Source organism: Pseudomonas sp. NPDC096925 (genome assembly GCF_044762545.1).
Taxonomy (GTDB): domain Bacteria; phylum Pseudomonadota; class Gammaproteobacteria; order Pseudomonadales; family Pseudomonadaceae; genus Aquipseudomonas.
The window spans coordinates 335,844-359,325 of sequence record NZ_JBIWEM010000003.1; the positions used below are offsets into that span (position 1 = coordinate 335,844).

The window sequence follows — 23,482 nt, forward strand, 5'->3', positions numbered from 1 at the left end:
GGCTTGCCCGCTCCCACAGGTTCACCTCAGGGGCAGGCATTGTGAGATCCCTGTGGGAGCGGGCGAGCCCGCGAAGAGGCCAGTAGCTACACCACCAAATTCAGCCCCTGCCCCGCTTCAAGGTCTCACTGGGAAACTCCTTGAACAATTGCCGGTAACTCTCTGAAAACCTTCCCAAATGCCAGAACGACCAACGCATCGCCACTTCGGCGACGGTCACGCCACCGCCACGCAACAGATCGCGCCGCGCACCGTTCAGCCGGCGCAGGCGCAGCCAGTGCGCCGGCGTCATACCGGTAAACGCCTTGAACGCCTGCTGCAACTGGCGCAGGGAAACCCCCGCAACATCCGCCAGCTCCACCAGGTTCAGGGTTTCCTCCGGGCAGTCGGCCGCCCACTCGCTCACCCGGCGCATGATCGCCCGTTCCTCGTCACGCCGGCCCAACGCCACGCCCTGCAGGCGCTGGCAGGCGTTGTCGAGGATGAACAGGCAGTCTTCCAGCAGTTGCTCCGCCAGGGCCTGCCCCTGCAGCGGGCAATCGGCCTCGCCCAGGCGGGTCAACGTCGCGCTCAGCCAACTGCCGAACAGCGCATTCTGCCCGCTGCCCAGCGGCACCATGAACAACCCTTCCAGGCGCTGCGGGTCAAGCCCATGGCGGGCCAGGAAGGCCTGATCGAACACCACCGCCACTTCCTGGTAGTTCTCCGGCGTGATCCAGATGTTGCGGCTCTGTTCGTTCAGCAGGTACAGGCTGTTCTCGCTGCGGTCGAAGCAGAACGCCAGCGAACCGCTCGGCGCGCGGAAAAACTGCTCCACCCGGGTGTTCAGCCGCTCTTCGTAAACCTCCACCCCGTCCAGCCCCAGGCAACGCAGCTCACCGCTGAAATGCCCGGGCGACATTTGCCGGTACTGCTGCTGCCAGCCAGGGGTGGCACGTACTTGTTCGGTAACGTCGGTGGTGTGGAAAGCCTGGACTTGCAGGGCATTTGCGGTTGTCACGCTCGGTCCTAGTTGCACTCTTTTGGTGCATTCATTGCCGGAGAAAGTGGATAGATCAGCCTTGCTGGCTGCGACCAAGATAGTCTCCAGCGCGTCACCTGGGAAGCGGGACGCCTTCGAAACCACACAACGGTTTACGCCAGCACACTCGCTCCCACACTAAAACCCAACCAAGAGGTCTGTATGAACGCCCCCTTCGATCAGCTGTCCACCTGGCTGAAAGAACACCGGATCACCGAAGTCGAATGCGTGATCAGCGACCTGACCGGCATCGCCCGTGGCAAGATCGCGCCCACCGCCAAGTTTCTCCACGAGCGCGGCATGCGCCTGCCCGAGAGCGTGCTGCTGCAGACGGTCACCGGCGACTACGTTGACGATGACATCTACTACAACCTGCTCGATGCCGCCGACATCGACATGGTCTGCCGCCCCGACCCGGCCGCGGTGTACCAGATCCCGTGGGCGATCGAGCCAACCGCAATCGTGATCCACGACACCTTCGACAAGCAAGGCAACCCCATCGAACTGTCGCCGCGCAACGTGCTGAAGAAGGTGCTCAAGCTGTACGCCGACAAGGGCTGGCAGCCGATCGTGGCACCAGAGATGGAGTTCTACCTGACCCAGCGCTGCGAAGACCCGGACTTGCCGCTGCAAGTGCCGCTGGGGCGCTCCGGCCGCGCCGAAAGCGGCCGCCAGTCGTTCTCGATCGATGCCGCCAACGAATTCGACCCGCTGTTCGAAGACGTCTACGACTGGTGCGAGATCCAGGGCCTGGACCTGGACACGCTGATCCATGAAGACGGCCCGGCGCAGATGGAGATCAACTTCCGCCATGGCGACGCCCTGGACCTGGCCGACCAGATCACCGTGTTCAAGCGCACCATGCGTGAAGCGGCGCTCAAGCACAACGTGGCCGCCACCTTCATGGCCAAGCCGATCACCGATGAGCCGGGCAGTGCCATGCACCTGCACCAGAGCGTGGTGGACATCGCCACCGGCAAGCCGATCTTCGCCAATGAAGACGGCAGCATGAGCCAGCTGTTCCTGTACCACATCGGTGGTTTGCAGAAGTACATCCCCAAGTTGCTGCCGATGTTCGCGCCCAACGTCAACTCGTTCCGCCGCTTCCTGCCGGACACCTCGGCACCGGTGAACGTCGAGTGGGGTGAAGAAAACCGCACCGCCGGCCTGCGCGTGCCCACCTCCAGCCCCGAGGCGATGCGCGTGGAAAACCGCCTGCCGGGCGCCGATGCCAACCCGTACCTGGCCATCGCCGCCAGCCTGCTGTGCGGCTACCTGGGCATGGTCGAGCGCATCGAACCCAGCGCACCGGTGCAGGGCCGTGCCTACGAGCGGCGCAACCTGCGCCTGCCGATCACCATCGAGGACGCCCTGCAGCACATGGAAGACTGCGAGACCGTGCAGCAGTATCTGGGCAAGCAGTTCGTCCAGGGTTATGTGGCGGTCAAGCGTGCCGAGCATGAGAACTACAAGCGCGTGATCAGCTCGTGGGAGCGTGAATTCCTGATGCTGAGCGTCTGACCTTTCGCGGTACCTGTGGGAGCGGGTTTACCCGCGAATGCTGGGGTGCATTCAACGACGTATTCGCGGGTAAACCCGCTCCCACAGGGCACGAGCCCCTGCACCGAACTCGAAGAACAAGACCAACGAGGTGTCCCCATGCGTCATCTGCAAGCCCTGATCCCCGCCGCATTCACCCTGCTGTTCGCCACCACCACCCAGGCCACCCCCTCGGTCAGTGTGTACAACTGGACCGACTACATCGGTGACACCACCCTGGCCGACTTCCAGGCCAGCAGCGGGATCAAGGTGGTCTATGACGTGTTCGACTCCAACGAAACCCTGGAAGGCAAGCTGTTGGCCGGGCGCACCGGCTATGACGTGGTGGTGCCATCCAACCACTTCCTCGCACGCCAGGCCCAGGCCGGCGCCTTCCTGCCGCTGGACCGCAGCAAGCTGCCGAACTGGCAGCACCTGGACCCCAAGCTGCTCAAGCAGCTTGAACAGAACGACCCAGGCAACCAGTACGCCGTACCCTACCTGTGGGGCACCAACGGCATCGGCTACAACGTCGACAAGGTCAAGGCGGCCCTGGGTATCGACCATATCGATTCATGGGCAGTGCTGTTCGAGCCCGAGAACCTGAAAAAGCTCAAGCAGTGCGGCGTGGCGTTCATGGATTCGCCCGACGAACTGTTCCCGGCCATGCTCAACTACCTGGGCATGGACCCGCGCAGCGAAAAACCGGCTGACTATGCCAAGGCGGAAGCCCGCCTGCTCGAACTGCGCCCCTACATCACCTACTTCCACTCCTCCAAGTATGTTTCCGACCTGGCCAATGGCGATGTCTGCGTGGCCTTCGGCTACTCCGGCGACGTGTTCCAGGCCGCCAACCGCGCCGTGGAGGCGAAAAACGGCGTGAAAGTCGCCTACAGCATTCCCAGGGAAGGCAGCAACCTGTGGTTCGACCTGCTGGCCATCCCCAAAGACGCCAACAACCCCGAACAGGCCCTGGCGTTCATCAACTACCTGCTCGACCCCAAGGTAATCGCCAAGGTCAGCGCCACGGTCGGATATGCCAACGCCAACCCCGATGCCCAGGCCTACATGGACGCGTCGCTGGTCAACAACCCCGAGATCTACCCCCCCCAGGACGTGCTGGACAAGCTGTACATTTCCAGCACGCCGAGCCCGAAGATCATGCGCGTCATGACCCGCTCCTGGAGCAAGATCAAGTCCAACCGCTGAGTCGAGAACGCTCATGTCTTTCACTACCCAACACACCGCTTCGTACTATGCCGCCACGGCACGCAATGCGGCGCCCTACCCCAGCCTGGAGGGCGAACTGACCGCCGATGTGTGTGTGGTCGGCGGCGGGCTGACCGGGGTCAATACCGCCCTGGAACTGGCTGAGCGCGGGCTCTCGGTGGTGCTGCTGGAAGGCCGGCGCATCGGCTGGGGGGCCAGCGGCCGCAACGGCGGCCAGCTGATTCGCGGCATCGGCCATGACGTCAGCAGCTTTGCCCGGCATGTCGGCCAGGACGGCGTGCATTACCTGAAGCAGGCCGGCATCGACTCGGTGGCGCTGGTGGCCAGCCGCATCGCCCAGTACGGCATTGCCTGCGACCTGCGCTGGGGCTTCTGCGAACTGGCCAACACCCCTGCACAGTTCGCCGCCTTCAAGGACGAACAGGATGACCTGCTTGCACTCGGCTATCGCCCTGAAACCCGCCTGGTCAGTGCCGACCAGTTGCATGAAATCGTCGCCAGCGACCAGTACGCCGGCGGCCTGGTGGACATGGGCTCGGGCCACCTGCACCCGCTCGACCTGGTCCAGGGCGAAGCCCGCGCCGCCCACGGCCTGGGCGTACGCATCTTCGAGCAGAGCCCGGTGCTGCGCATCGAGCACGGCCCCCGCGTGACCCTGCACACGGCCCGCGGCAAGGTGCGGGCAAGCAGCCTGGTGCTGGGCTGCAACGCCCACCTCGATGAACTGGAGCCACGCCTGAGCGGCAAGGTGCTGCCGGCCGGCAGCTACGTGGTGGCCACCGAGCCATTGCCTGAAGCACTGGCCAGCAGCCTGATCCCGCAGAACATGGCGCTGTGCGACCAGAAGGTCGGCCTGGACTACTACCGTCTCACGGCAGACCGGCGCCTGCTGTTCGGTGGCGCCTGCCACTATTCTGGCCGCGACCCCAAGGACATCGCCGCCTACATGCGGCCCAAGGTGCTGAAGGTGTTCCCGCAACTGGCCAACGTGCGTATCGACTACCAGTGGGGCGGAATGATCGGCATCACCGCCAACCGCTTCCCCCAGGTCGGGCGCCTCAGCCAGCACCCCAATGTGTATTACGCCCAGGGCTATTCCGGGCACGGGCTCAACGTCACCCACTGGACAGCGAAGCTGCTGGCCGAAAGCATCGCGCTTGGCCACAGCCAGGGGCTGGACGTCTTCAGCGCGGTACCACATCTGACCTTCCCCGGCGGCAAGGCACTGCGCTCGCCGCTGCTGGCGCTGGGGATGTTGTGGTACCGATTGCGTGAGGTGCTGGGTTGAGTGCGCCTGGAGGTTTTCTGCGGCTGTGAGACCGAGCGCCACCCGCGCGGCGCTCGGTCTCACAGCCGCAGAAAACCTCCAGGCAAACCCTTCCAGCCGCAACTTTTTACCTTTTCACAAAGGATTGGAACCTACCCACTGGCCAACTGTCACGCACCTGCTAGCGTTGTTCTGGCCGACCTATCATGGATGCATCTTCATCATGAAATCATTGCCCCGCATTACCCTGTTGTGCGCCGCACTGCTTACCATGGCCGCCTGCTCCAGCAATCGCGTGGACCCCAAGGACTATTCCGGCTTCCTCAAGGATTACAGCCGGCTGCAGGAAGCCAAGAGCCCTTCGGGTGACCCGGTGATGCGCTGGATCGACCCCAAGGCCAACGTCAACCAGTACAGCCAGGTATTCATCGAGCCCAGCCAGTTCTACCCCAAGCCGCAGCCGACGGAGGTCATCTCGACGCAGACGCTGCAGGAAATCACCCGTTACTTCAATGAAGCGCTGCGCCGTGAAATGGGCAGCGTCGTGCCGCTGGCCAAGGGCCCCGGCCCGGGTGTGATCGTGGTGCGCCCGGCAATCACGGCAGTGTCGACCAGCAACGAGGGCCTCAAGCCCTATGAAGTGATCCCGATCGCCTTGATTTCGGCCGGTGTTAACACTGCCATGGGCGGCCGTGACCAAGAGGTGGATGTCGGTGTGGAAGCTGCGTTCCTCGATGGTTCCAGCCAGAAGGTGCTGGCCCAGGTCGTGCGCAAGGGCACGGGGCAGGAACTGGAGAACAAGACCACGAAACTGACTTTGAATGACGTCAAGCCGGTGCTGGACGGCTGGGCCAAGGACATGCGCGCGAGCTTCCTGGCAGCGAAACAGAAGAACCGTTAGTCTTGCACCCAGCCATGGACAAACGGGGTTGCTTTGCAGCCCCGTCTTTGTACATTACTCCAGGCTACGAACTCTAATAGTCAGCTCTAGGCCCACGAATGAACGCTGCCTTTCGGTAAATGGAAGTGACAATGGCTTTATTATCCGAAGCAAAAACCCCTTGCCCAGTCGAGTGCAAACGTGGGTTATTCGCCGCATCGGGCAAATCTCCATATTCGGTCTTCATGTGATACCTGCCTGCTCCCCATTTGATAACTGCAGCTCCAGCAGTCCCTTTACCCTTCTGCAGCGTAACTTCCATAGCCCCGAATGGTCTCTCGACCTGAAAATACAGCCCGCCTTCCAGTTGAGGATCTTCTTTTATAGCGGCTTTAATCAAATGCTTTAGCTCCGGAGCTTTCAAGCCTGCCCGATCCATCGCACTCTTGACACCTTTTATAGATTGCCATGGCCAGCGAAAACACCCTGAAGGGTCATGGAAATTTACCGGATCCCCGGAGCAATAGTTGTATGAGCCCAGACCGCCCCGGCCAAATGGGCTTTCAGTATCAGGGGAACAGAATCTCGTGAGCGTTACACTAAAAAACCGTTTTCCTAGACCAAGTGGATAACCGCCTCCGACTGGGTCACGCCATTGACCGTTGAAACCTGCCAGTGCTAATACCTGCTCCAGCAATGAAAAGCCATAAGGGGAGTAAGTAGCCCGCTCTCCCCCACCTCTTCCCCATGACGCGATTACCGTATTGTTACCTGCGGTTTGCAAGAGTTTAAGGTCTTCAGACTGCTGTACCAGTAATTGACTACTCGCGTACAAAAGACGCGCCATTTCTTTTCCAGTTTGACACACCAGTTCCCGGCCAGAGTAAAACAGCAAATTACCTGTGTACTTTTGCAAAAAGCCATTCATAGCGGTGATATCCAGGATGATTGAGGCCATCATGGAAATATCGGCAACAGTCGGCAACTAGCATTTTTAACAGTCCCGTCAACACTCCACGAACGCAACAGCAAGGCCGCCGCGCGAGGTCTCCTTGTAGTTGGCGTGCATGTCCGCCCCGGTATCACGCATGGTGCGGATCACCCGATCCAGCGAAATGAAGTGCTCGCCGTCCCCCCGCAACGCCATTTGCACGGCGTTGATCGCCTTCACTGCTGCAATCGCATTGCGCTCGATGCACGGCACCTGCACCAGGCCACCCACCGGGTCGCAGGTCAGCCCAAGGTTATGCTCCAGAGCAATCTCGGCGGCATTTTCCAGTTGCGGCGGTGTAGCACCCAGCACCTGGGCCAGGCCGGCAGCGGCCATTGAACAGGCCGAGCCCACCTCGCCCTGGCAGCCAACCTCGGCCCCGGAAATCGACGCGTTCTTCTTGCACAGGATGCCTACCGCCGCTGCCGCCAGCAGGAAGTCCACCACATCCGCGTCGCACGCGCCCGGGTTGAACTTCATGTAGTAGTGCAGCACCGCCGGAATGATGCCGGCAGCACCGTTGGTAGGCGCAGTCACCATGCGCCCGCCGGCGGCGTTCTCTTCATTCACCGCCAGGGCGAACAGGTTGACCCACTCCATGGCACTGAGGGTGGACCCGATCACATTGGGCTTGCCCAGTTCCTGCAGGCTGCGATGCAGCCGCGCCGCGCGGCGCTTGACGTGCAACCCGCCAGGCAGGATGCCTTCATTGCGCAAGCCGTTGTCGACGCACTCACGCATGGCGGCCCAGATCCGCAGCAGGCCTTCACGTACTTCGGCCTCTGGGCGCCAGGCACATTCGTTAGCCATCATCAGTTGCGCCACGCTCAAGCCATGGGCCTTGCACAAGGCCAGCAACTGCGCAGCACTGTCGAACTCGTACGGCAGCGCCACCGTGTCCGCTTCGCCTGATGGCGCATCGATCTCGGCTTGCTCGACGATAAAGCCACCGCCCACCGAATAGTAGGTCTGGCGCAACAGGCTGCCCTGCCCGTCCATGGCTTCCAGGCTCATGGCATTGGGGTGGTACGGCAGGTTCTCGTCGAGCAGCAGCATGTCGCGGCTGTACTCGAACGCCAGCGGGTGGCTGCCATCGAGCATCAGGCAGTGCTCCTGCATCACCTGGCCAATGCGCGACTCGATAGTGGCCGGGTCGATACGGTCCGGCCACTGCCCCATCAGGCCGAGCAGGCAGGCGCGATCGGTGGCGTGGCCAACCCCGGTAGCTGACAGCGACCCGTAAAGCCGCACCTCGACACGGCTTACCCTGGCCAACAGCCCTTGCTCACGCAGGACTTGGGCAAAGGTAGCCGCCGCCCGCATCGGGCCGACGGTGTGGGAACTGGACGGCCCGATGCCGATTTTGAAAAGGTCGAAAACACTGATAGCCATGCTAATGCCTGACCGTACCCGGGTATGAAGCCGCAGCACGGTTATCTGGAAAAATTGAGCGGTATTGCGAATTTGCGCGATACTGCCTAGCTGGCTCACGGATGACCAACGAAACTTCCTAAGCAAGGCTTTAGTGGAACTAAACGATGCGACGACAACTCAATGGCCAGATGTTCGTCTGGCTGCATGTGTTCGCCTGTGCGGCCCGGCACTTGTCCTTCACCCGCTGTGCCGAAGAACTGCACATCACCCCGGGTGCAGTCAGCCAACAGATGCGCCAGCTGGAAGAACGCCTGGGCTACCGGCTGTTCCTGCGCCGCGCGCGCGGCGTGGAACTGAGCGCCGAAGGGCAACGCCTGGCGCAGACGGTGGCCGAAGCCTACGGCAGCATCGAAGCCGAACTGCTGCGCCTGGACGCCGGTGAAATCCGCGGCACCTTGCGCCTGCGCTCGATCCCGTCGTTCCTGGCCAAATGGCTCACGCCCCGCCTGCCGCGCTTTCAGCAACGCTACCCGGACATCGAGCTGCGCCTGGTGGCCGAAGACAGTGCCCAGGCCTTGACTCCGGGCGATTTCGACCTGGCCATCGACCTGAACGACGGCAGCTACCCCGGCATGCTCTCGACGCCGCTGCTGGACGAGCAGATCTTCCCCGTGTGTTCCCCCACCTTGCTGCGCGGGCGCCCACCGCTGCACGGGCCGGCGGACCTGGCACACTACCCGCTGCTGCACGACATCACGGCCTGGCGCGGCAGTTCGGAGTATGCCGAATGGGAGTTCTACCTGGAGGGCATCGGCGCCGCCGGCCTGGATGTACGGCGCGGGCACACCTTCAACCGCAACCACCTGACCATCGAAGCGGCGATTGCCGGCATTGGCGTGGCGATTGCCCGCCGCACGCTGCTCAACGACGAACTGGAGCGCGGTGCGCTGATCGTGCCGTTCGGGGTGCCGATCGCCAATCACAAGCGCTATGTGGTGCATTACCCACCGGGCGGGTTGAACCAGCCGGGGGCCCGGGCGGTGCATGACTGGCTGGTGGAGGAAGCGCGGGGGTTCAGGGAGCTGCACCCGCTGAACAAGGACTAGGCCAGCCAAAAGCGCTTGCACACTTTCATGGAATTACGAGTGACTCATTGAATTGGCAGGGACCCTGTGGGAGCGGCTTTAGCCGCGAACACCGGCACAGCCGGTGCCATGCACCGTGTTGGATTCTTCGCGGGTAAACCCGCTCCCACAGGGTGCGCAGGGCGCATACGAAATTTGCTCCTTTACCGACAGTGCTGTGTCAGTAGGCCTGCTTGCCGGTAAAGGCGCTGAGTGTGCGCACCAGAATCACGAAATCCAGCCACAGCGACCAGTTGTTGATGTACTCGATGTCCGAGTCCACCCGCTGGATCATCTGCTCGATATCCTTGGTCTCGCCCCTGAACCCGCGCACTTGCGCCAGGCCGGTCATGCCAGGCTTGATATTGTGGCGGGCAAAGTAGTCGACGATGTCCTGCGAATACAACGTGTCATGCTGCAATGCATGCGGCCGCGGCCCGACCAGCGACATCTCCCCAGTGAGCACATTGAACAACTGCGGCAGTTCATCCAGGCTGGTGCGGCGGATAAAGGCGCCGACCCGGGTCAGCCGCGGGTCATTCTTCTGCGCCTGCTTGACCACGCCCTCTTCCGGCTGGTGGACATGCATGCTCCTGAACTTCCAGATACGGAACGCTTCCCCGGTCCAGCCGGTGCGTTCCTGACGGAAGAACACCGGGCCGCGGCTATCGAGCTTGATGGCCAGGGCAACGGCCAGCAACACCGGCGATGCAAACAGCAGGATCAGCGCCGCCAATACCCTGTCTTCGAGGTTCTTCAGGAACAGGCTCATGCCCGTCAGCGGTGTTTCCGACAAGGTCAGTACAGGAATGCCGGCAATTTCCCGCACGCTATGGTTGATCAGGCGCAACGAGAAGATATCCGGTACCCAGTTCACCGCAATGCACTTGTCGAGCAGCCTCAAATACACATCGTTGATCACCTCGGAGCCACCCAATGGGGTCACCAGGTAGACCGTGCGAATGCCGTAGCGGGCCACGATATCGTCGAGCTCGGCAATATGCCCGAGCACCGGCAGGCGCTGCTTGCCTTCGGGGCTTTCGCGCCCCGGCTCCTCGGCCGCAATCAGCACGCAACCCAGCACCCGCTCACCGAACCAAGGGTTGTTACTGATTTTCTGATACAGGAAATTGGCCAGATCACCGGCGCCAATGATCAGGGCGTTGTCCAGGCGTGCATGGGCGGTAAAACGCTTTTGCAACTCTCGCACGGCAAAATGCAGGAACAACTGGGCGATGTAGCCAATGATGAACAACTGCACGACCAATAGCCGCGAATAGGTTTCGCTCTGCTTGGTCAGGAAGGCCATGACCACCAGCAGGCAAAAGGTTGCCGACCAGGCCTTGAACAGCCGGAAAGCCTTGATGGAGAGCCCGACGTTGGTACGGTAGATTGCATAGTGATCGTAGATGACTGCCAGTGCGCCAACCAGCAACAGCAGCATGATCACGTAATCGGAAGTGATGTAGCCAAACTGGTCGTAGATCAGGTACCAGGCAATACTGGTGACTGCAATTCCATCGAGGCCGGCCTGAATGGCGTTACTTACGCTGCTTCTTCTTTGCAGTAAGGAACGACTGCTTCTGGGTTCGAAAACCATTTCAGACCTCATCGATTTGCGCGTAGCAACTGCCTTGCATCAAACAGCAGTCTTGACAACGGCTCATGCAAAGCCAGTGAAACAGAATCGTGCAGCCCCCAGCCGTTGATCTCACTGTAGCAGCCAACCGCTATCAGTGTGCCGGAATCACCGCCCGCGCGGATGCCGACCGACTCATACGGTGCGCCTGGCGCCCCCTCCGCCCCGGCGGTACAGCAAGGTGCGCAGCAAGAACAACGGGTTGCCCACTACATAGCGCATGAACAAACGCTTCGGCTCGCGCATCAGCCGGTACAGCCACTCCCCGCCAAACCGCCGCAGCCATTCAGGCGCCCGGCTGACCTTGCCGCCAAGAAAGTCCAGGATCGCGCCGCCGCACACGATCAGGCACGGCTCGCCAGTGGCCGCCAGCCTTGCCGCCACCGCCTCCTGCCTGGGCATGCCCATGCCCAGCACGATCAGCTCCGGTTGCTGCTCCCTGGCCAGTTGCAGGTAGGTATCGATGCCGGCAAAGCCATCGTGAACCGACACCGGCACCACCCCGAACAGGGCTGCGCTGCGCTGCACCGCCTGGTCCAGGTAAGGTTGCCGGGTGCCCCAGAACGCGACCCGTCGCCCGCGGTAGGCGGCCATGAGCCGAGGAATGAAGTCGGTACCATTCATGTTGAGCCCAGGTTCAAGCCCCAGCCGGCGATAGAGAATCGCCATGCCGGAGCCGTCGCGCAACAGCACGTCGGCCGCCGACAATGCCTGGTGGTACGCACCATCGCGCACCACCAGGTTCATTGCATGGGCATTTACGAAGCCCAGCACGGTCGCGGCCTGCGGGGCGGCCAGCTGGGCGAGCAGGCGCTGCGCAGCAGCGGCATCAGCCACCACTTCGAGCTTGCCGACCAGGGTGTTCCAGCGTTTCTGCCACTCTGCCATCAGTCTTCATCCCGTTTCGAACGTACCCATTCCACCTGGCGCCTGATCAGGAACCCCAGATACAAGGGGACCTTCCTTGCGGCGTAGAACGGCGCGTACAGCAGCACGGAAAACGGGATCAGTTCGCGACAGAAGCGCGCCCAGGCCAGCACGATGGCAAGGCCCAGCAACGCCAGCGCGCAAAGGGCGATCCACGCAGGTGCCGCCAGGCCGAACAGCAGGTACGCCAGCCAGGCCACAAGGTTAAGCCCGAGCAGGGCCAGTGCGAGCAATGCCAGGGGAGGCACCAGCAGGTCCAGGGTCATGGCCAGCAAGCTGCTGTTACGCTGGGTGATTGCGACCAGCGCACGCCTGGGCGCATCGGCCAGCATCATGCCCAGGTGCCCATGCTCCCAGCGTGTGCGCTGGCTACCCAGGCCTCGCTGGCTGGCAGGGAACTGGCTGCTGACCACCGCCTCGGGGCAGAACACTGGCGGCTTGCCCTGCTGGCACAGGTCCAGGCCCAGCTTCAAATCCTCCACCAGGTGCCCATTGGCCAGGTCGATCAAGGCCAGGTCACGCCAGCCGAACGCCATGCCCGCCCCCATCAACTGGCAAGGCAGGCCCAGCCGAGCCCAGCCACGCGGGCGCACCAGGTTCTTGACCCGCCAGGCAAACTCGGCAACCTGCACTTTCAGCCCGGCCCCTGCCGGTGCGCGCATCAGGTACAGCGCCTGCACCGGGCGAGCGACCTCGCGGTAGCACCGCGCCAGGCGCTCGATCGCCCCCTCGCCCACCTGGCAATCGGCATCCACCACGATCACCACCTCGGGCGGCTGCTCGGCCAGGTGGCGCACACCAAAGTCCAGGGCGTAGCCCTTGCCGCGCAACTGCGGGTCGTGACGTTCCACCACTTCGGCACCGGCCTCGCGCGCCAGTTGCGCAGTATCGTCAGTGCAGTTGTCCGCCACCACCAGCAAGCGGTCGCCAGGCCGCAACTGCGGGGCAATGCTCGCCAGCGTGGCACGAATGATCGAAGCCTCGTCATGGGCAGGCACCAGCACTGCCACCTGCGGACGAGCGTTGTTGCCCGACGGTGGCGCGCGCGCCGGCAGGCAGGCCATCAGCACCTGCAACAGCAGCAGCAGTACCGGCAACAGGACGATGGCCGCCAGCACGCCCAGTAACCAAGCCAGTACACTCATCATGCGGATGCCTTGAAATAGCCGGCCAGCCTGGCCGCCTCGGTATCGATGTCATGCCGTTGCAGCACACGTTGGCGAGCCGCCTCGCCCATGCGCTGGAGCACTTCGGCAGGTTGCGCCAGGCACTCGGCCATGGCCACCGCCAGCTCGTCCACGGCACCGGCGGGGAACAGCCAGCCGTTCTCGCCCGGCCGCACCAGCTCGGGAATGCCTGCCACATAGGTGGTCAGCACTGGCCGGCGCAAAGCCATGGCCTCCATGATCACCACTGGCAAACCCTCGGCAAAGCTCGGCAGCACCAACGCGCGCGCAGCAAGGATTTCCTCGCGCACCTGCGCGCTGCTGATCCAGCCGGTAATGCGTACCTGCTGCTGCAAGCCGTGCCGGGCGATCAACGCCTCGATCTGCCCACGCATCTCACCGTCGCCGGCCAGCACCAGCTCGCAATCGATCGACCGGGCGGCAAGTATCCGCGTGGCTTCGAGCAACAGCAGCTGCCCTTTCTGCTCGCACAGGCGGCCAACACACACCAGGCGCGGCGTCGTGGGCACGCTGACCGGTGCCACTTCATGGAAGCTGCGTTCAAGGCCGCAATGCACCACCTTCACCTTGGCCCATTGGTCGTGTGCCACCCAGCGAAACAACTGGCTGCGCCCGTACGAGCTGACCGCCGCGACAAAAGCGGCACGCCGCACCTTCTCGCCCATGTGCAGGAACTGCGGCTTGTCGAACTCTTCCGGCCCGTGCACGGTAAAGCTGTAAGCTGGCCCACCCAGCACGTTGGCCAGCATCACCACCTCGGTGGAATTGGTGCCGAAATGCGCGTGCACGTGTTTTGCCTCGCCTGCCTGCAACCACTGCAGTACCTGGCAGGCCTCGGCCAGGTAGACCAGGTGGTAGGGCCAGGTGCGGTCGGCCCGCAGGCCAAGGCGCATGGCCAGCCACAGCGCCTGGAAGAACCGCCGCGGCTGCGTGCGCAATACCTGCCAGGCCGGTGGCAGCAAGCCCTTGATGCCACTTCGCAGCACATAACGGGTCCTGTCCTGCTCGCTGGTGTCCTCGGCGTCCTGCAGCTCGGCGTCCCAGCCGCGCAGGGCGATACGCTGCACCTCTACCCCCTGGCGCTCCAGCGCCAGGATCTCACGGCGGATGAAACTGTGGCTGACCTTCGGGTACTGGTTGATGAAATAAGCAATGCGCATAGGAATCCAGATCAAGACCCGCGTAATGAACCCTCAGCCCTGTCGCGGCAGCGTCAGCCGTTACTTCAGGCTCCCGCCGATGCCACCTCGTCAGGTGCACTCCCCTGCTTTCCTTGTAGCTCAAGGTTGTCACCGCTGCCTGGTAACGCGGCCTGCAAGCGGGCGAAAACATCGTCGAGCAACGCCTGGCGGCGGCGGTACATCGCCCGTTTCTTCGCCGGTGTGTCCTCTAGCGCCCGCTGTACTGCGGCCAGCGGGAGGGCAAAGAAGTCTGCATGGTTCGACGCAGAAGCCCCGTGTTCACGCCAGATCACGTCGTAATCGGCTGCCAGGTCCTGGCCTTTGTCGTTGCCAAAATACGCGTGCCGATGGTGGCGGCAGGCATCACTGACGGCATACAGGTGCGCCACGCCCAGGGTCCTGGCCAGGCACTTCAACCCCTCGAGTAGCAGGCTGCGGGGGCGTAACCCTTCGAAGTCCTTGGTCAGGTCGCGGTAGATGGCCAGTGAGGTTTCGCTGTCGACACCCTTGTGAATACCCTGCACGGCACCGATGAACAGACACAGTTCGCCCTGGCTGCGGCACAGGCTGAACGCCAGGGAAGCCACGCGCAGGTCGCCCTGGAACAGGTTCAATACCAGCTCGCCTTCGCGCTTGAACCAGATCGGCCGGTCCAGCACCAGGCGACAGCCCGGCGAATGGCTGGACAGTTCGCACAGCGTCAGGCTTTCGTCCCGCCCCAGCAGCAACAGCGCCGGGAACTGCCCGGCCAGCACTTCGAAGTGCGAAGCCACCACCTCCAGGCGCTGCGGGGCTTCCCAGCATTTGCTGAGGTAGGGCCACTGCACGACACCGATGCAATCCACGCCCAGCCGCTGCAGACCGTGCTGGCCCAGGGCTGCGGTCATGCGCTGCAGGAACGCATTCAGCTCAGGCCATTGCCTGGCAATCTGCAGCGTCAATTTGTACTTGTTGTTCAGCGCCCGCAACGAGTAGCCCGGTTGCAAGGTAAACACGCTTTTCACGATCGTGCCGAGCATCATTGGGCCTCTTTCTCATAGAGCTGCACGTAACTTATTGAATTAGCAGAGGCCCTGTGGGAGCAGCTTTAGCCACGAACACCGGTGCAGCCGGTTCCATGCACCAGGCTGGATTCTTCGCGGCTAAAGCCGCTCCCACAGGGTACGCGGACTGCTTGCGACCTCGGTTCTCTGCGCCACAGCACACCGCAAAGGGCTGGATGATCTCTCACTTGTACTCGATCAACGCCGATTTGCCGGCCGCGATGCGGTGGCGCAAGAACTTCAGTTGCCCGAGCATTTCCGGGAACTTGCCCAATACCAGAAACACCGCCTGTAGCCAGTTCTCCCGCACCGACTTGCCTCCACGACGGGCCAGGCGTACGGCCTGCAACGGGTAGACCAGCAGCAGCAGCAGGCCCCAGCCGCCCACCAGCAGGCAGGCCAGCACGATCACCACGGGGATGCCCAGGCCCCACAGCCAGGCCCGCCGCGACTCGCGCAGCCAGTGCCGCTCCGGCGTGTGACCATGCAGGTAGGCCCCTTCGGCATAGGCGTGACCAGCACGCAGGCTACGCCACCACCATTGGCTGAAACGGGTCATGGCAGCGTCGTGCAGGGTCATCTCGGCATCCAGGCGCCAGACCTTCCAGCCCTTCGCCCGCAGGCGCACGCACAATTCGGGCTCCTCTCCGGCGATCAGCTCGGGGCGGAAGCCGCCGACGGCGGCGAAGGCATCTACCCGCATCAGGGCATCGCCACCACACGCCTTGGCCTCGCCGATGGGGGTGTCCCACTCCAGGTCGCACAACAGGTTGTACACCGACCGTTGGGGGAAGCGCTCGCGTCGGCGGCCACACACCACTGCCACCTCAGGATGCTGGTGGAGAAATGCCTGCCCCGTGGCCAGCCAGCCGGCATCCACCTCACAATCGCCATCGACGAACTGCACCAGGTGCATCGACGGCAGCAGCCGTTGCAAGGCGGCAAAGCCTTCGTTGCGCGCGCGCGCGGCGGTGAACGGGGTGCCCATGTCCAGAGCCAGTACCTCCATCCCCAGGCTGCGGGCCAAGTGCGGTGAACCATCGGTTGAGCCCGAGTCGACATACAGGACCTTTTCCGCACCCTGCAGCAGCGAACGCAGGCAACGCTCCAGGCGCTGGCCTTCATTACGGCCAATCACCACCACACCGATCCCGCTCGCCATGGGCCTCACTCGACGGGCACCGTGGCGGCCGGTTGCCTGGCCTTGATGATCGCCGGCACCCCCACCGCCAGCGAGTTGTCCGGCACATCCACCAGCACCACGGCATTGGCACCGATGATCACGTTGTTGCCGATGCGGATGCTACCCAGCACCTTGGCCCCGGTGCCAATATCGACGTTGTTGCCGAACACCGGTGCAACCGGTTCGCTGACGTTCTTCAGGCCCACCACCACGCCATTGCGGATGCGGCAGTCATCGCCGAACCGGGCATAGCCGCTGATGACGATGCCGCCAAAATGGTCGATGACGAAGTTGCGGCCGATCACCGCTTCGCACGGCAGCTCCACACCCGTGATGATCTGCACGAACTTGTAAAGGATCTTGTAGATGAGCGAAAACAGCTTGCGCAGCAGTGCCGGGCGCACGCCATAGCGCCAGCGGCCGAAACGGTACACCAACAACACCCAGAAGCCCTGGGCGCCCCAGTCGCCACCATGGGCACGCAGGTCGGCACGTACATTCTCGAACATGGCTCCACCTACCTTGTCGGTTGGCTGGCGTACCGGGTCTTGAACAACAGTGACCAGGTCGCCCGACAGTGACGCCAGCAGGCCTGTATTGCGCCCCGCCCGCGTCGTTTCAACAGCGCCTTGAGTGCCAGCACCAGGTCGCCCAGGGTGACCAGCAGCATGTGCAGGGCAAGCCCCGCCAGCCCGTGATGCTTGCGGAAGTACAGCAGCTCGCTTTCGATCTGGTATGACGAGATCTGCCGGCTGGCCGCCTCCAGCTCGGCCACCGACCTGGAACTTTCCCCACCGATGTGCACCACCGTGGTGTGCGGGTAGAACACCACTTTCCAGCCCGCCGCCTTCACCCGCTTGCAGTGGTCGACTTCCTCGTAATAAAGAAAGTAGCGCGGGTCGAACAGGCCCACCTGGTCCAGCACTTCGCGGCGCACCAGGTAGAAGCAGCCAGGCAGCCAGTCGCATTCACGGACCGAGGCGTGGTCCCAGTTCATTTCGTCGACCATCTTCAAGCCCGGGAAGAAGCGCCCCAGCCCGGTACGCCCGACGAACACGTTGAGCGGTGTGGGAAAGTAGCGGCAGCTGGGCTGCAGGTCGCCGTCGCGGCCCTCCAGGCGCACCCCCAGCACCCCGCATTCAGGGTGGGTGTCCATGTAGTCGAGGGTTTTCTGCAGGGAGTCTGGGGCGACGAAGGCATCGGTATTCAGCAGCAAGGCGTACTTGCCCTTCAGGTGCGCCAGCAACTGGTTATTGGCCCGGCCGAACCCCACGTTCTGCTTGTTGCTCAGCAGCAGCGCTTGCGGGCACACCTCGGCCATGCGCTGCAGCGAGTCATCGACCGAGGCGTTGTCCACCACCAGGTAACTGGCCAGCCGTTCGCTGTCGGCCCGGCGCAGCGCGTCGAACATCGGCCGCAGCAGCCCGGCCGTGTTGAAGTTGACCACCATGACGTCCACAGGTTTGCTAGCCATGGTTGCCATCCCCGAAGAAGTACTGGCGCCTTTGCGCCATCAGCAGCGGCTCCAGCTGCGGGTCATAGGCGCCATTGCGCTGCTTGATCAGGTCGATCCACGGGTAGGCCTCGCAACGTGCCTCGACCCGTTTGATCAACGCCTCGGTGGTGCAGATGAACTCTGCCGGGTTGCCACCAAACACCGTGCCCGGCGGCACGTCCTTGGTCACCACGGAACCGGCGGCCACGATCGACTCAGGGCCGATGGTCACGCGGGGCATGACGATCGCACCATGGCCGATGAAGCAATTGTCCTTGATGTCGATGAAACCGACCGAGTCCAGATGCTTGCCGAAGCGATGTTCGATCAGCAATACCACCCCGTCGTGACCGATCAGCGTGCAGTCGGACAGGCCCACACTGTTGCCGATGCGAACCAGCGAGGGGTCGAGGAACTTGCAGCCTGTATTGACATAGAAGTTGCTGCCTACCGAGTGAAAGTTGCCCCAGCGCGTCAGGTAGGCCCCCCACTCAAGCCCGGAAGGCTTGCAGAACTTCCTGTAAAACGAGCTTCCTCGCCCCGTTGCGTGGACATAGTGCGTCACTGCCTTGCGTATCCATCCTTTCATGCTGCCCGCCTCGCAATCAAAGCAATCTGGACTGTTCCTGAGGCGCATCCGGTCTCGTTCTTGTGGGTGCTGACCGCAGCGCACTCAACCCATGTACAACCTGCATCACGCCACGGCGTCCCTGGCCGAACTCATCCTGGCATCGAGGTGGTCGGCCAGGCGTACCGCAAACTGCAGCAGCGGCATGGTCGGGTTGGAAGCGCCACCCGTGGCAAAGATGCTGCTGCCGGCGACGTAAAGGTTCTCGGTGCCGAACACCTTGCAGTTGCTGTCGACAACACCGAATTGCGCCGACGATGCCATGCGCGTGGTTCCCATGTGGTGGGCATGCGGCGACAACTTCAGCGGTATCGAGGTGTCATAAACGAAGTCGTTGAGCTTGACGAAGCCCAGGTTCATGTCAGCCCACTGCTTGGCCAGTTCGCTGCCAATGCACTTGATGGTGTGGCGGTCATCTGCGGTCAGTGCCCAATTGACATTGACCTTGGCCACGCCCAGTGCGTCCTTCTCATCCAGCAGCGAAACGCGGCTGTGCAGGTTGGGGAACTGCTCGATCATGGTGCTGATCACGCCGTCACCGGGGCAACTGAACCTGGCCACGAAGGCGATCTTGCTGGCAACCCCCATGTCACAGGCCAGGCTCTCCAGAAAATGCTTGACCTCGGCAGTACGACCATAGGTTTGCACATCGGCCAGCAAGGCGGCCCGGACATTGCCTTTACCTGCCTTGTATTCGTCAACGAAGGCATCGGTGGTGTAGTACTCGCGCGGCTCAGGGGCCAGCCCCGACTTGAGGATGAAGGTGCCAAGGTCAATGTTCAGATGCTCCATGAAGCAGCCGCCAACCAGCCCATCCTTGCTCACGACCCCGGCCGCCACCAACGACTCACTGTTGAGCAGTTGCCGGGCATTCTCGATGGCACCGGTGGCCAGCACGAAGTTTCTCGCAACCAGGCGCTGGCGATTGCACTCGTAATCGGACAGTACGACTGCAGCCAGGTGGCCGGAGGCCTGGTCAAACTCCAGGTTCACGCAATTGCAGTTGATGAATACATCCAGGCCTTGGGTCTGCTCAAGGGCCGTGGCGTATTTTTGCGCAAAGCGCGTTGGCGGGCTGAGCAGAAAGCGGTCTGGCTCGAAGTCACCGCCGTCCAGGCCAGTATTCAACGCCTGAAAATCCGACCCGGGCGGCAGGTCGACGATGTCCATGGCTGCTGGCAGGTAGCCCGCGATTTCCGAATAGGGGATGGGCCAGCCAGGCAAGTCGCCAAGGGGGGGTATGGAGAAGTCCGAGGGGCTGAACGGGCGGCAACGGCCGGCCCAATGGTTGGATGTTCCGCCCAGGTAACGTAGGCGAGCCTCCTTGGCATACAGCTCCAGGCCGGTAGACGCACAGGCGTACAAGGCTTGCGAATTCGCCGAGTACTCACGCCCGCCGCCTTCGGCAAGCAGTACGCTCCAGCCGGCGGCGGCCAGGCGCAAGCCCAGGGTGATACCCGCCGGGCCGGCGCCAATGATGCAGACATCGTAGCTGTCGCGCAGTACCTTCTGCTGCTGATAGTCCTTGATCATGCGGGTTCGTTCCGGAAGTAACGGGACGGCAATACCCAGCCGTTGATCACTACGAACCCGGACTTGTCGGCAGGTTGACTGGCAACGGCTGCCTTAGCGCCGAACACCGCACCACCAACGCCCAGCAAGACACAACTCTGGAGAAAGCCTCTACGACCCAACTGCGCAGTACAAAAAGTAAGCTTCCCCATGATCCTGTTACCTGTATCTTTGAAAATTTCACCCAGCAAGCCGCATTACAGCCAGTTGAAAAAGGCTGTCAGCAGCGCCCCGCAAAGCGCCCCGACCAGTAGCATCGGCAGCACCACCAGCTCACGTTTGAGGCTGAAGATATCCAGTTTGCAATTCACATACACGATCAGCACCAGAGTTGGCACGGCATGCAGGGCAACCCCCCAGATCGCCCAGTCCACACCGCCAATCGCCAGCAACAGCGGTAGCAGCCCCCACAGCGAGACCAGGCGGATGATGTTGTCCATGGCCTGGTACTTGGTCAGGCCCAGGGCAATCCACACCTGATGAGCCAAGGTATAGCGCAATGTGAGGAACGACAGCGAAAGAATCGCCAGCATCGGGCCGGCTTCACGGTAGCGGTCGTCGTACATCCAGCTGATCAGCAGCGGGCTGGCGGTCAGGAAGCCGCCACAGATGAACAGCACCAGCAGGTCGACCAGCAGACGGAAGCGGTGATACAGCGCCTTCAGGCGTTCCTTGTCGTCGGCCCGGGCCGCTTCGCTGAAGGCGGGTAGCGCCACGGCCCCGAAAATTTTCATCAGCGCGGTCTGCACGGCACCGAGGATCAGCACGGCAATCGAATACACCCCCAGTTGTGCCGCCGTCATGCTGGCGCCAAACCACATGCGGTCACCGTACATGGCCAGCACGCCGACCATCGACGACAGCAGAATCCAGCGGCCAAACACGATCAGTTCGTTCAGCGCGCTGCGGTCCCACTGCAGGCGGTTGCTGTGCCCCTTGAGGGCAGTGTGGCCCAGCAGGGTCCAGGCCAGGGCCGACACCAGACCGGCGATCACCAGCGCCCAGACCGAGTGCGTCAGGTAGCCCAACACCAGCATCACCACCAGGCCGACCAGCTGCGAGGCCAGGTCGACCAGCACCACACGCTTCTGTTGGAAAGTTCGTACCGCCACATCTATCTTGGTGGACTGGAACCCCCAGATCACCGCCGACAGCCCGGTCGCCGCCAGTACCATCGGTAACACCGGTTCAGCATAGGTGGAGCCCGCCGGCCACAGCTCGGCCAGCTGGGCAAGCCAGGCCCCCAGGGCTAGCAGCAAGGTCAGGGCAAACAGCACGAAGCCGCGGATGATCTGCACGGTCCATGCGGTATTGAGAAAATGCGGATCGTCACCGCGATGGCTCTGGATGATGTTCTGGCGCAGGCCGACATCGGACAGCAAATGCAGGAGTACCGAAACGGTGGTGGCGATGACCATCACCCCGAACATTTCCGGCAGCAGCAAGCGGGCCATGACCAGGTTGCCGCCAAGGCGCATCACCTGTGACGCCACCTGTGCAACCAGGTTCCACGACCCGGCCCTGAGGGCCCGCTTGCGCAGGCTCGCGGTGGCAGACACATCAATCGACGGCATGACGTCAATCTCTGACTGATTGGCTAAAAGGTCACTATAGTTTCAATCAGCCACGATGCTAGCCGTTGCCCACCGACGCAAAGGTGTACATAGCCAATGCCTGAACATTTTCGTGCGTTGATCGTCATCCTGTTTCTGGCAAGCGTGGTCTTCCTGCTGGCGCGGCGGCCTGCTACCGACCTGATCCCGCTGAGTGACTTCAAGCGCCGGCGCAACCTGTGGTTCCTGCTGACCTTGCTGGCCTTCGTCTCGCACAGTTTCTGGCTTTACCTGGGTGCGGGCGCCGTCATCCTGTTTATCGCCGGGCGCCGCGAGCACAACCCCATGGCGCTGTTCTACATGCTGCTGTTCCTGATCCCGCCAGCTTCGGTGCAAGTGCCCGGGTTTGGCGTGGTCAATTACCTGGTCGACCTCAACCATATCCGCCTGCTGACCCTGTGCGTGCTGTTGCCGGCGGCACTGGCTCTGCGCCGGCAAGGCGACACCCTGCGTTTCGGCCGCACCTGGCCCGACAGACTGCTGGCGGCCGGCCTGCTACTGATGAGCGTGCTGTACCTGCGCGAAACCACCCTGACCGACACCCTGCGCCAGACGCTGTACCTCTATGTCGACGTGTTCCTGCCGTATTACGTGGCCAGCCGTGGCCTGCGCCAGATCAGCGACTTCAAGGACACACTGCTGGCCTTCGTGCTTGCCTCCTTCGTCCTGGCCCTGATCGGCGTGGCCGAGTACGTGCGCCACTGGCTGCTGTACAGTGCCCTGGTCGACGCCATGGGCGTGCCGTGGAGCATGTCCGGCTACCTCAGCCGTGGCGGCTCGCTGCGTGCCAGCGTCACCACCGGGCAGGCGATTGCCCTGGGCTATGTGATGAGCGTGGCCATCGGCCTGTTCCTGTTCGTCCAGGGTTATGTGCGCAGCACCCTGCAGCGGGTGCTGGGCGCCCTGCTGCTGGCCGCCGGGTTGTTCGCGCCACTGTCCCGTGGCCCGTGGATCGGCGCCGTGGTCATCGTGGTGGTGTTCATCGCCCTGGGCAAAGGTGCGGTCAGGCGCCTTGCGCTGCTGGCCGCGGCCGGCATGCTGGCCCTGCCCCTGCTGACCATCGTTCCCGGTGGCGACAAGGTTCTGGACCTGTTGCCGTTCATTGGCAGCCTCGAAAAGGAGAACATCACCTACCGCGAACGGCTGATGGACAACTCGTGGATCGTCATCCAGCGCAACCCGCTGTTCGGCTCGTTCGACTTCCGCAACACCCCGGAAATGCAATCGATGATCCAGGGTGAAGGCATCATCGACATCGTCAACACCTATATCAACCTGGCACTGCGGATCGGGCTGGTCGGGCTTGGCCTGTTCGTGGCGTTCTTCGCCACCGTACTGCACGGCATCCGCAAGGCCATGCGCAGTTTCCCCGACAAGGACGACGAGCGACGCCAGCTCGGCCGGGTATTGCTGGCGACACTGATCGGCATCCTGGTGATCATCTTCACCGTCAGCAGCATCACCTTCATCCCGGTGGTGTACTGGTCTGTCGCCGGGCTGGGCGTGGCCTACGTCCAGATGGTACGCAGGCTGCAGAACAGCCAGGCCATCGCGCTGGCCGACCCCGGCCTTCAACCCAGGTAATGCC

20 protein-coding genes are annotated in these 23,482 nt (G+C 62.7%); 6 read left to right on the top strand and 14 right to left on the bottom strand.

Going from position 1 to position 23,482, the window contains the following annotated elements:
- Positions 1-100 precede the first annotated feature (100 nt).
- On the bottom strand, positions 101-1,000 hold the full coding sequence (locus ACIQYU_RS12040; RefSeq protein ID WP_233687784.1) for a helix-turn-helix domain-containing protein: 900 nt from the start codon (positions 998-1,000) through the stop codon (positions 101-103).
- 183 nt (positions 1,001-1,183) lie between these two features.
- Here ACIQYU_RS12040 and ACIQYU_RS12045 point away from each other — a divergent pair, with 183 nt between their 5' ends.
- The 4 genes from ACIQYU_RS12045 (at position 1,184) to ACIQYU_RS12060 (ending at position 5,958) form a co-directional block, all read left to right on the top strand.
- A complete protein-coding gene (locus ACIQYU_RS12045; RefSeq protein WP_063914126.1) occupies positions 1,184-2,542 on the top strand; it encodes a glutamine synthetase family protein in 1,359 nt (452 codons plus the stop codon).
- 138 nt (positions 2,543-2,680) lie between these two features.
- The gene (locus ACIQYU_RS12050) at positions 2,681-3,769 is read left to right on the top strand and encodes a polyamine ABC transporter substrate-binding protein (RefSeq protein WP_207831864.1); all 1,089 of its coding nucleotides are present in this window, start codon (positions 2,681-2,683) and stop codon (positions 3,767-3,769) included.
- Positions 3,770-3,782: 13 nt separating this feature from the next.
- Positions 3,783-5,078: an NAD(P)/FAD-dependent oxidoreductase gene (locus ACIQYU_RS12055; RefSeq protein WP_402800007.1), complete on the top strand. Its 1,296-nt coding sequence runs from the start codon at positions 3,783-3,785 to the stop codon at positions 5,076-5,078.
- 202 nt (positions 5,079-5,280) lie between these two features.
- Positions 5,281-5,958: a DUF3313 domain-containing protein gene (locus tag ACIQYU_RS12060; RefSeq protein WP_233688366.1), complete on the top strand. Its 678-nt coding sequence runs from the start codon at positions 5,281-5,283 to the stop codon at positions 5,956-5,958.
- A gap of 73 nt (positions 5,959-6,031) precedes the next feature.
- On the opposite strand, the gene ACIQYU_RS12065 is transcribed toward ACIQYU_RS12060, so the two are convergent.
- Both ACIQYU_RS12065 and ACIQYU_RS12070 read right to left on the bottom strand, forming a co-directional pair.
- Entirely contained in the window at positions 6,032-6,898 is an 867-nt protein-coding gene (locus ACIQYU_RS12065) for an RHS repeat-associated core domain-containing protein (protein WP_233688367.1), read from the bottom strand.
- A gap of 45 nt (positions 6,899-6,943) precedes the next feature.
- Complete coding sequence (locus ACIQYU_RS12070; RefSeq protein ID WP_207831856.1) at positions 6,944-8,320, bottom strand: L-serine ammonia-lyase; 1,377 nt, start codon at positions 8,318-8,320, stop codon at positions 6,944-6,946.
- A 146-nt stretch (positions 8,321-8,466) separates the two neighbouring features.
- Here ACIQYU_RS12070 and ACIQYU_RS12075 point away from each other — a divergent pair, with 146 nt between their 5' ends.
- The gene (locus ACIQYU_RS12075; RefSeq protein WP_207831854.1) at positions 8,467-9,408 is read left to right on the top strand and encodes a LysR substrate-binding domain-containing protein; all 942 of its coding nucleotides are present in this window, start codon (positions 8,467-8,469) and stop codon (positions 9,406-9,408) included.
- Between the two features lie 199 nt (positions 9,409-9,607).
- Here ACIQYU_RS12075 and ACIQYU_RS12080 read toward each other — a convergent pair whose 3' ends face one another.
- The 11 genes from ACIQYU_RS12080 to ACIQYU_RS12130 form a co-directional block, all read right to left on the bottom strand.
- On the bottom strand, positions 9,608-11,026 hold the full coding sequence (locus ACIQYU_RS12080; RefSeq protein ID WP_207831852.1) for an undecaprenyl-phosphate glucose phosphotransferase: 1,419 nt from the start codon (positions 11,024-11,026) through the stop codon (positions 9,608-9,610).
- A gap of 174 nt (positions 11,027-11,200) precedes the next feature.
- Positions 11,201-11,953, bottom strand: a complete 753-nt coding sequence (locus ACIQYU_RS12085) for a WecB/TagA/CpsF family glycosyltransferase (RefSeq protein WP_207831850.1) — start codon at positions 11,951-11,953, stop codon at positions 11,201-11,203.
- The gene (locus ACIQYU_RS12090) at positions 11,953-13,140 is read right to left on the bottom strand and encodes a glycosyltransferase family 2 protein (RefSeq protein ID WP_233688368.1); all 1,188 of its coding nucleotides are present in this window, start codon (positions 13,138-13,140) and stop codon (positions 11,953-11,955) included. The genes ACIQYU_RS12085 and ACIQYU_RS12090 overlap by 1 nt, the downstream gene beginning before the upstream one ends.
- A complete protein-coding gene (locus ACIQYU_RS12095) occupies positions 13,137-14,339 on the bottom strand; it encodes a glycosyltransferase (protein ID WP_233688369.1) in 1,203 nt (400 codons plus the stop codon). Before ACIQYU_RS12095 ends, ACIQYU_RS12090 begins: the two co-directional genes overlap by 4 nt.
- A 65-nt stretch (positions 14,340-14,404) precedes the next feature.
- Positions 14,405-15,382: a VirK/YbjX family protein gene (locus tag ACIQYU_RS12100; RefSeq protein WP_207831844.1), complete on the bottom strand. Its 978-nt coding sequence runs from the start codon at positions 15,380-15,382 to the stop codon at positions 14,405-14,407.
- Between the two features lie 205 nt (positions 15,383-15,587).
- Positions 15,588-16,565 (bottom strand): glycosyltransferase family 2 protein, encoded by a 978-nt coding sequence (locus ACIQYU_RS12105; RefSeq protein WP_207831842.1) that lies wholly within the window; start codon positions 16,563-16,565, stop codon positions 15,588-15,590.
- Between the two features lie 5 nt (positions 16,566-16,570).
- Positions 16,571-17,095, bottom strand: a complete 525-nt coding sequence (locus ACIQYU_RS12110) for a serine O-acetyltransferase (RefSeq protein WP_207831840.1) — start codon at positions 17,093-17,095, stop codon at positions 16,571-16,573.
- A gap of 8 nt (positions 17,096-17,103) precedes the next feature.
- The gene (locus ACIQYU_RS12115; protein ID WP_207831838.1) at positions 17,104-18,060 is read right to left on the bottom strand and encodes a glycosyltransferase family 2 protein; all 957 of its coding nucleotides are present in this window, start codon (positions 18,058-18,060) and stop codon (positions 17,104-17,106) included.
- Positions 18,053-18,670: an acyltransferase gene (locus ACIQYU_RS12120; protein WP_207831836.1), complete on the bottom strand. Its 618-nt coding sequence runs from the start codon at positions 18,668-18,670 to the stop codon at positions 18,053-18,055. Before ACIQYU_RS12120 ends, ACIQYU_RS12115 begins: the two co-directional genes overlap by 8 nt.
- Positions 18,671-18,775: 105 nt before the next feature.
- Positions 18,776-20,242: an FAD-dependent oxidoreductase gene (locus tag ACIQYU_RS12125; RefSeq protein WP_207831834.1), complete on the bottom strand. Its 1,467-nt coding sequence runs from the start codon at positions 20,240-20,242 to the stop codon at positions 18,776-18,778.
- A gap of 236 nt (positions 20,243-20,478) precedes the next feature.
- The gene (locus tag ACIQYU_RS12130; RefSeq protein ID WP_207831832.1) at positions 20,479-21,855 is read right to left on the bottom strand and encodes an oligosaccharide flippase family protein; all 1,377 of its coding nucleotides are present in this window, start codon (positions 21,853-21,855) and stop codon (positions 20,479-20,481) included.
- Positions 21,856-21,951: 96 nt separating this feature from the next.
- Here ACIQYU_RS12130 and ACIQYU_RS12135 point away from each other — a divergent pair, with 96 nt between their 5' ends.
- A complete protein-coding gene (locus ACIQYU_RS12135; RefSeq protein ID WP_207831830.1) occupies positions 21,952-23,478 on the top strand; it encodes an O-antigen ligase family protein in 1,527 nt (508 codons plus the stop codon).
- The last annotated feature ends 4 nt before the right edge of the window (positions 23,479-23,482 follow it).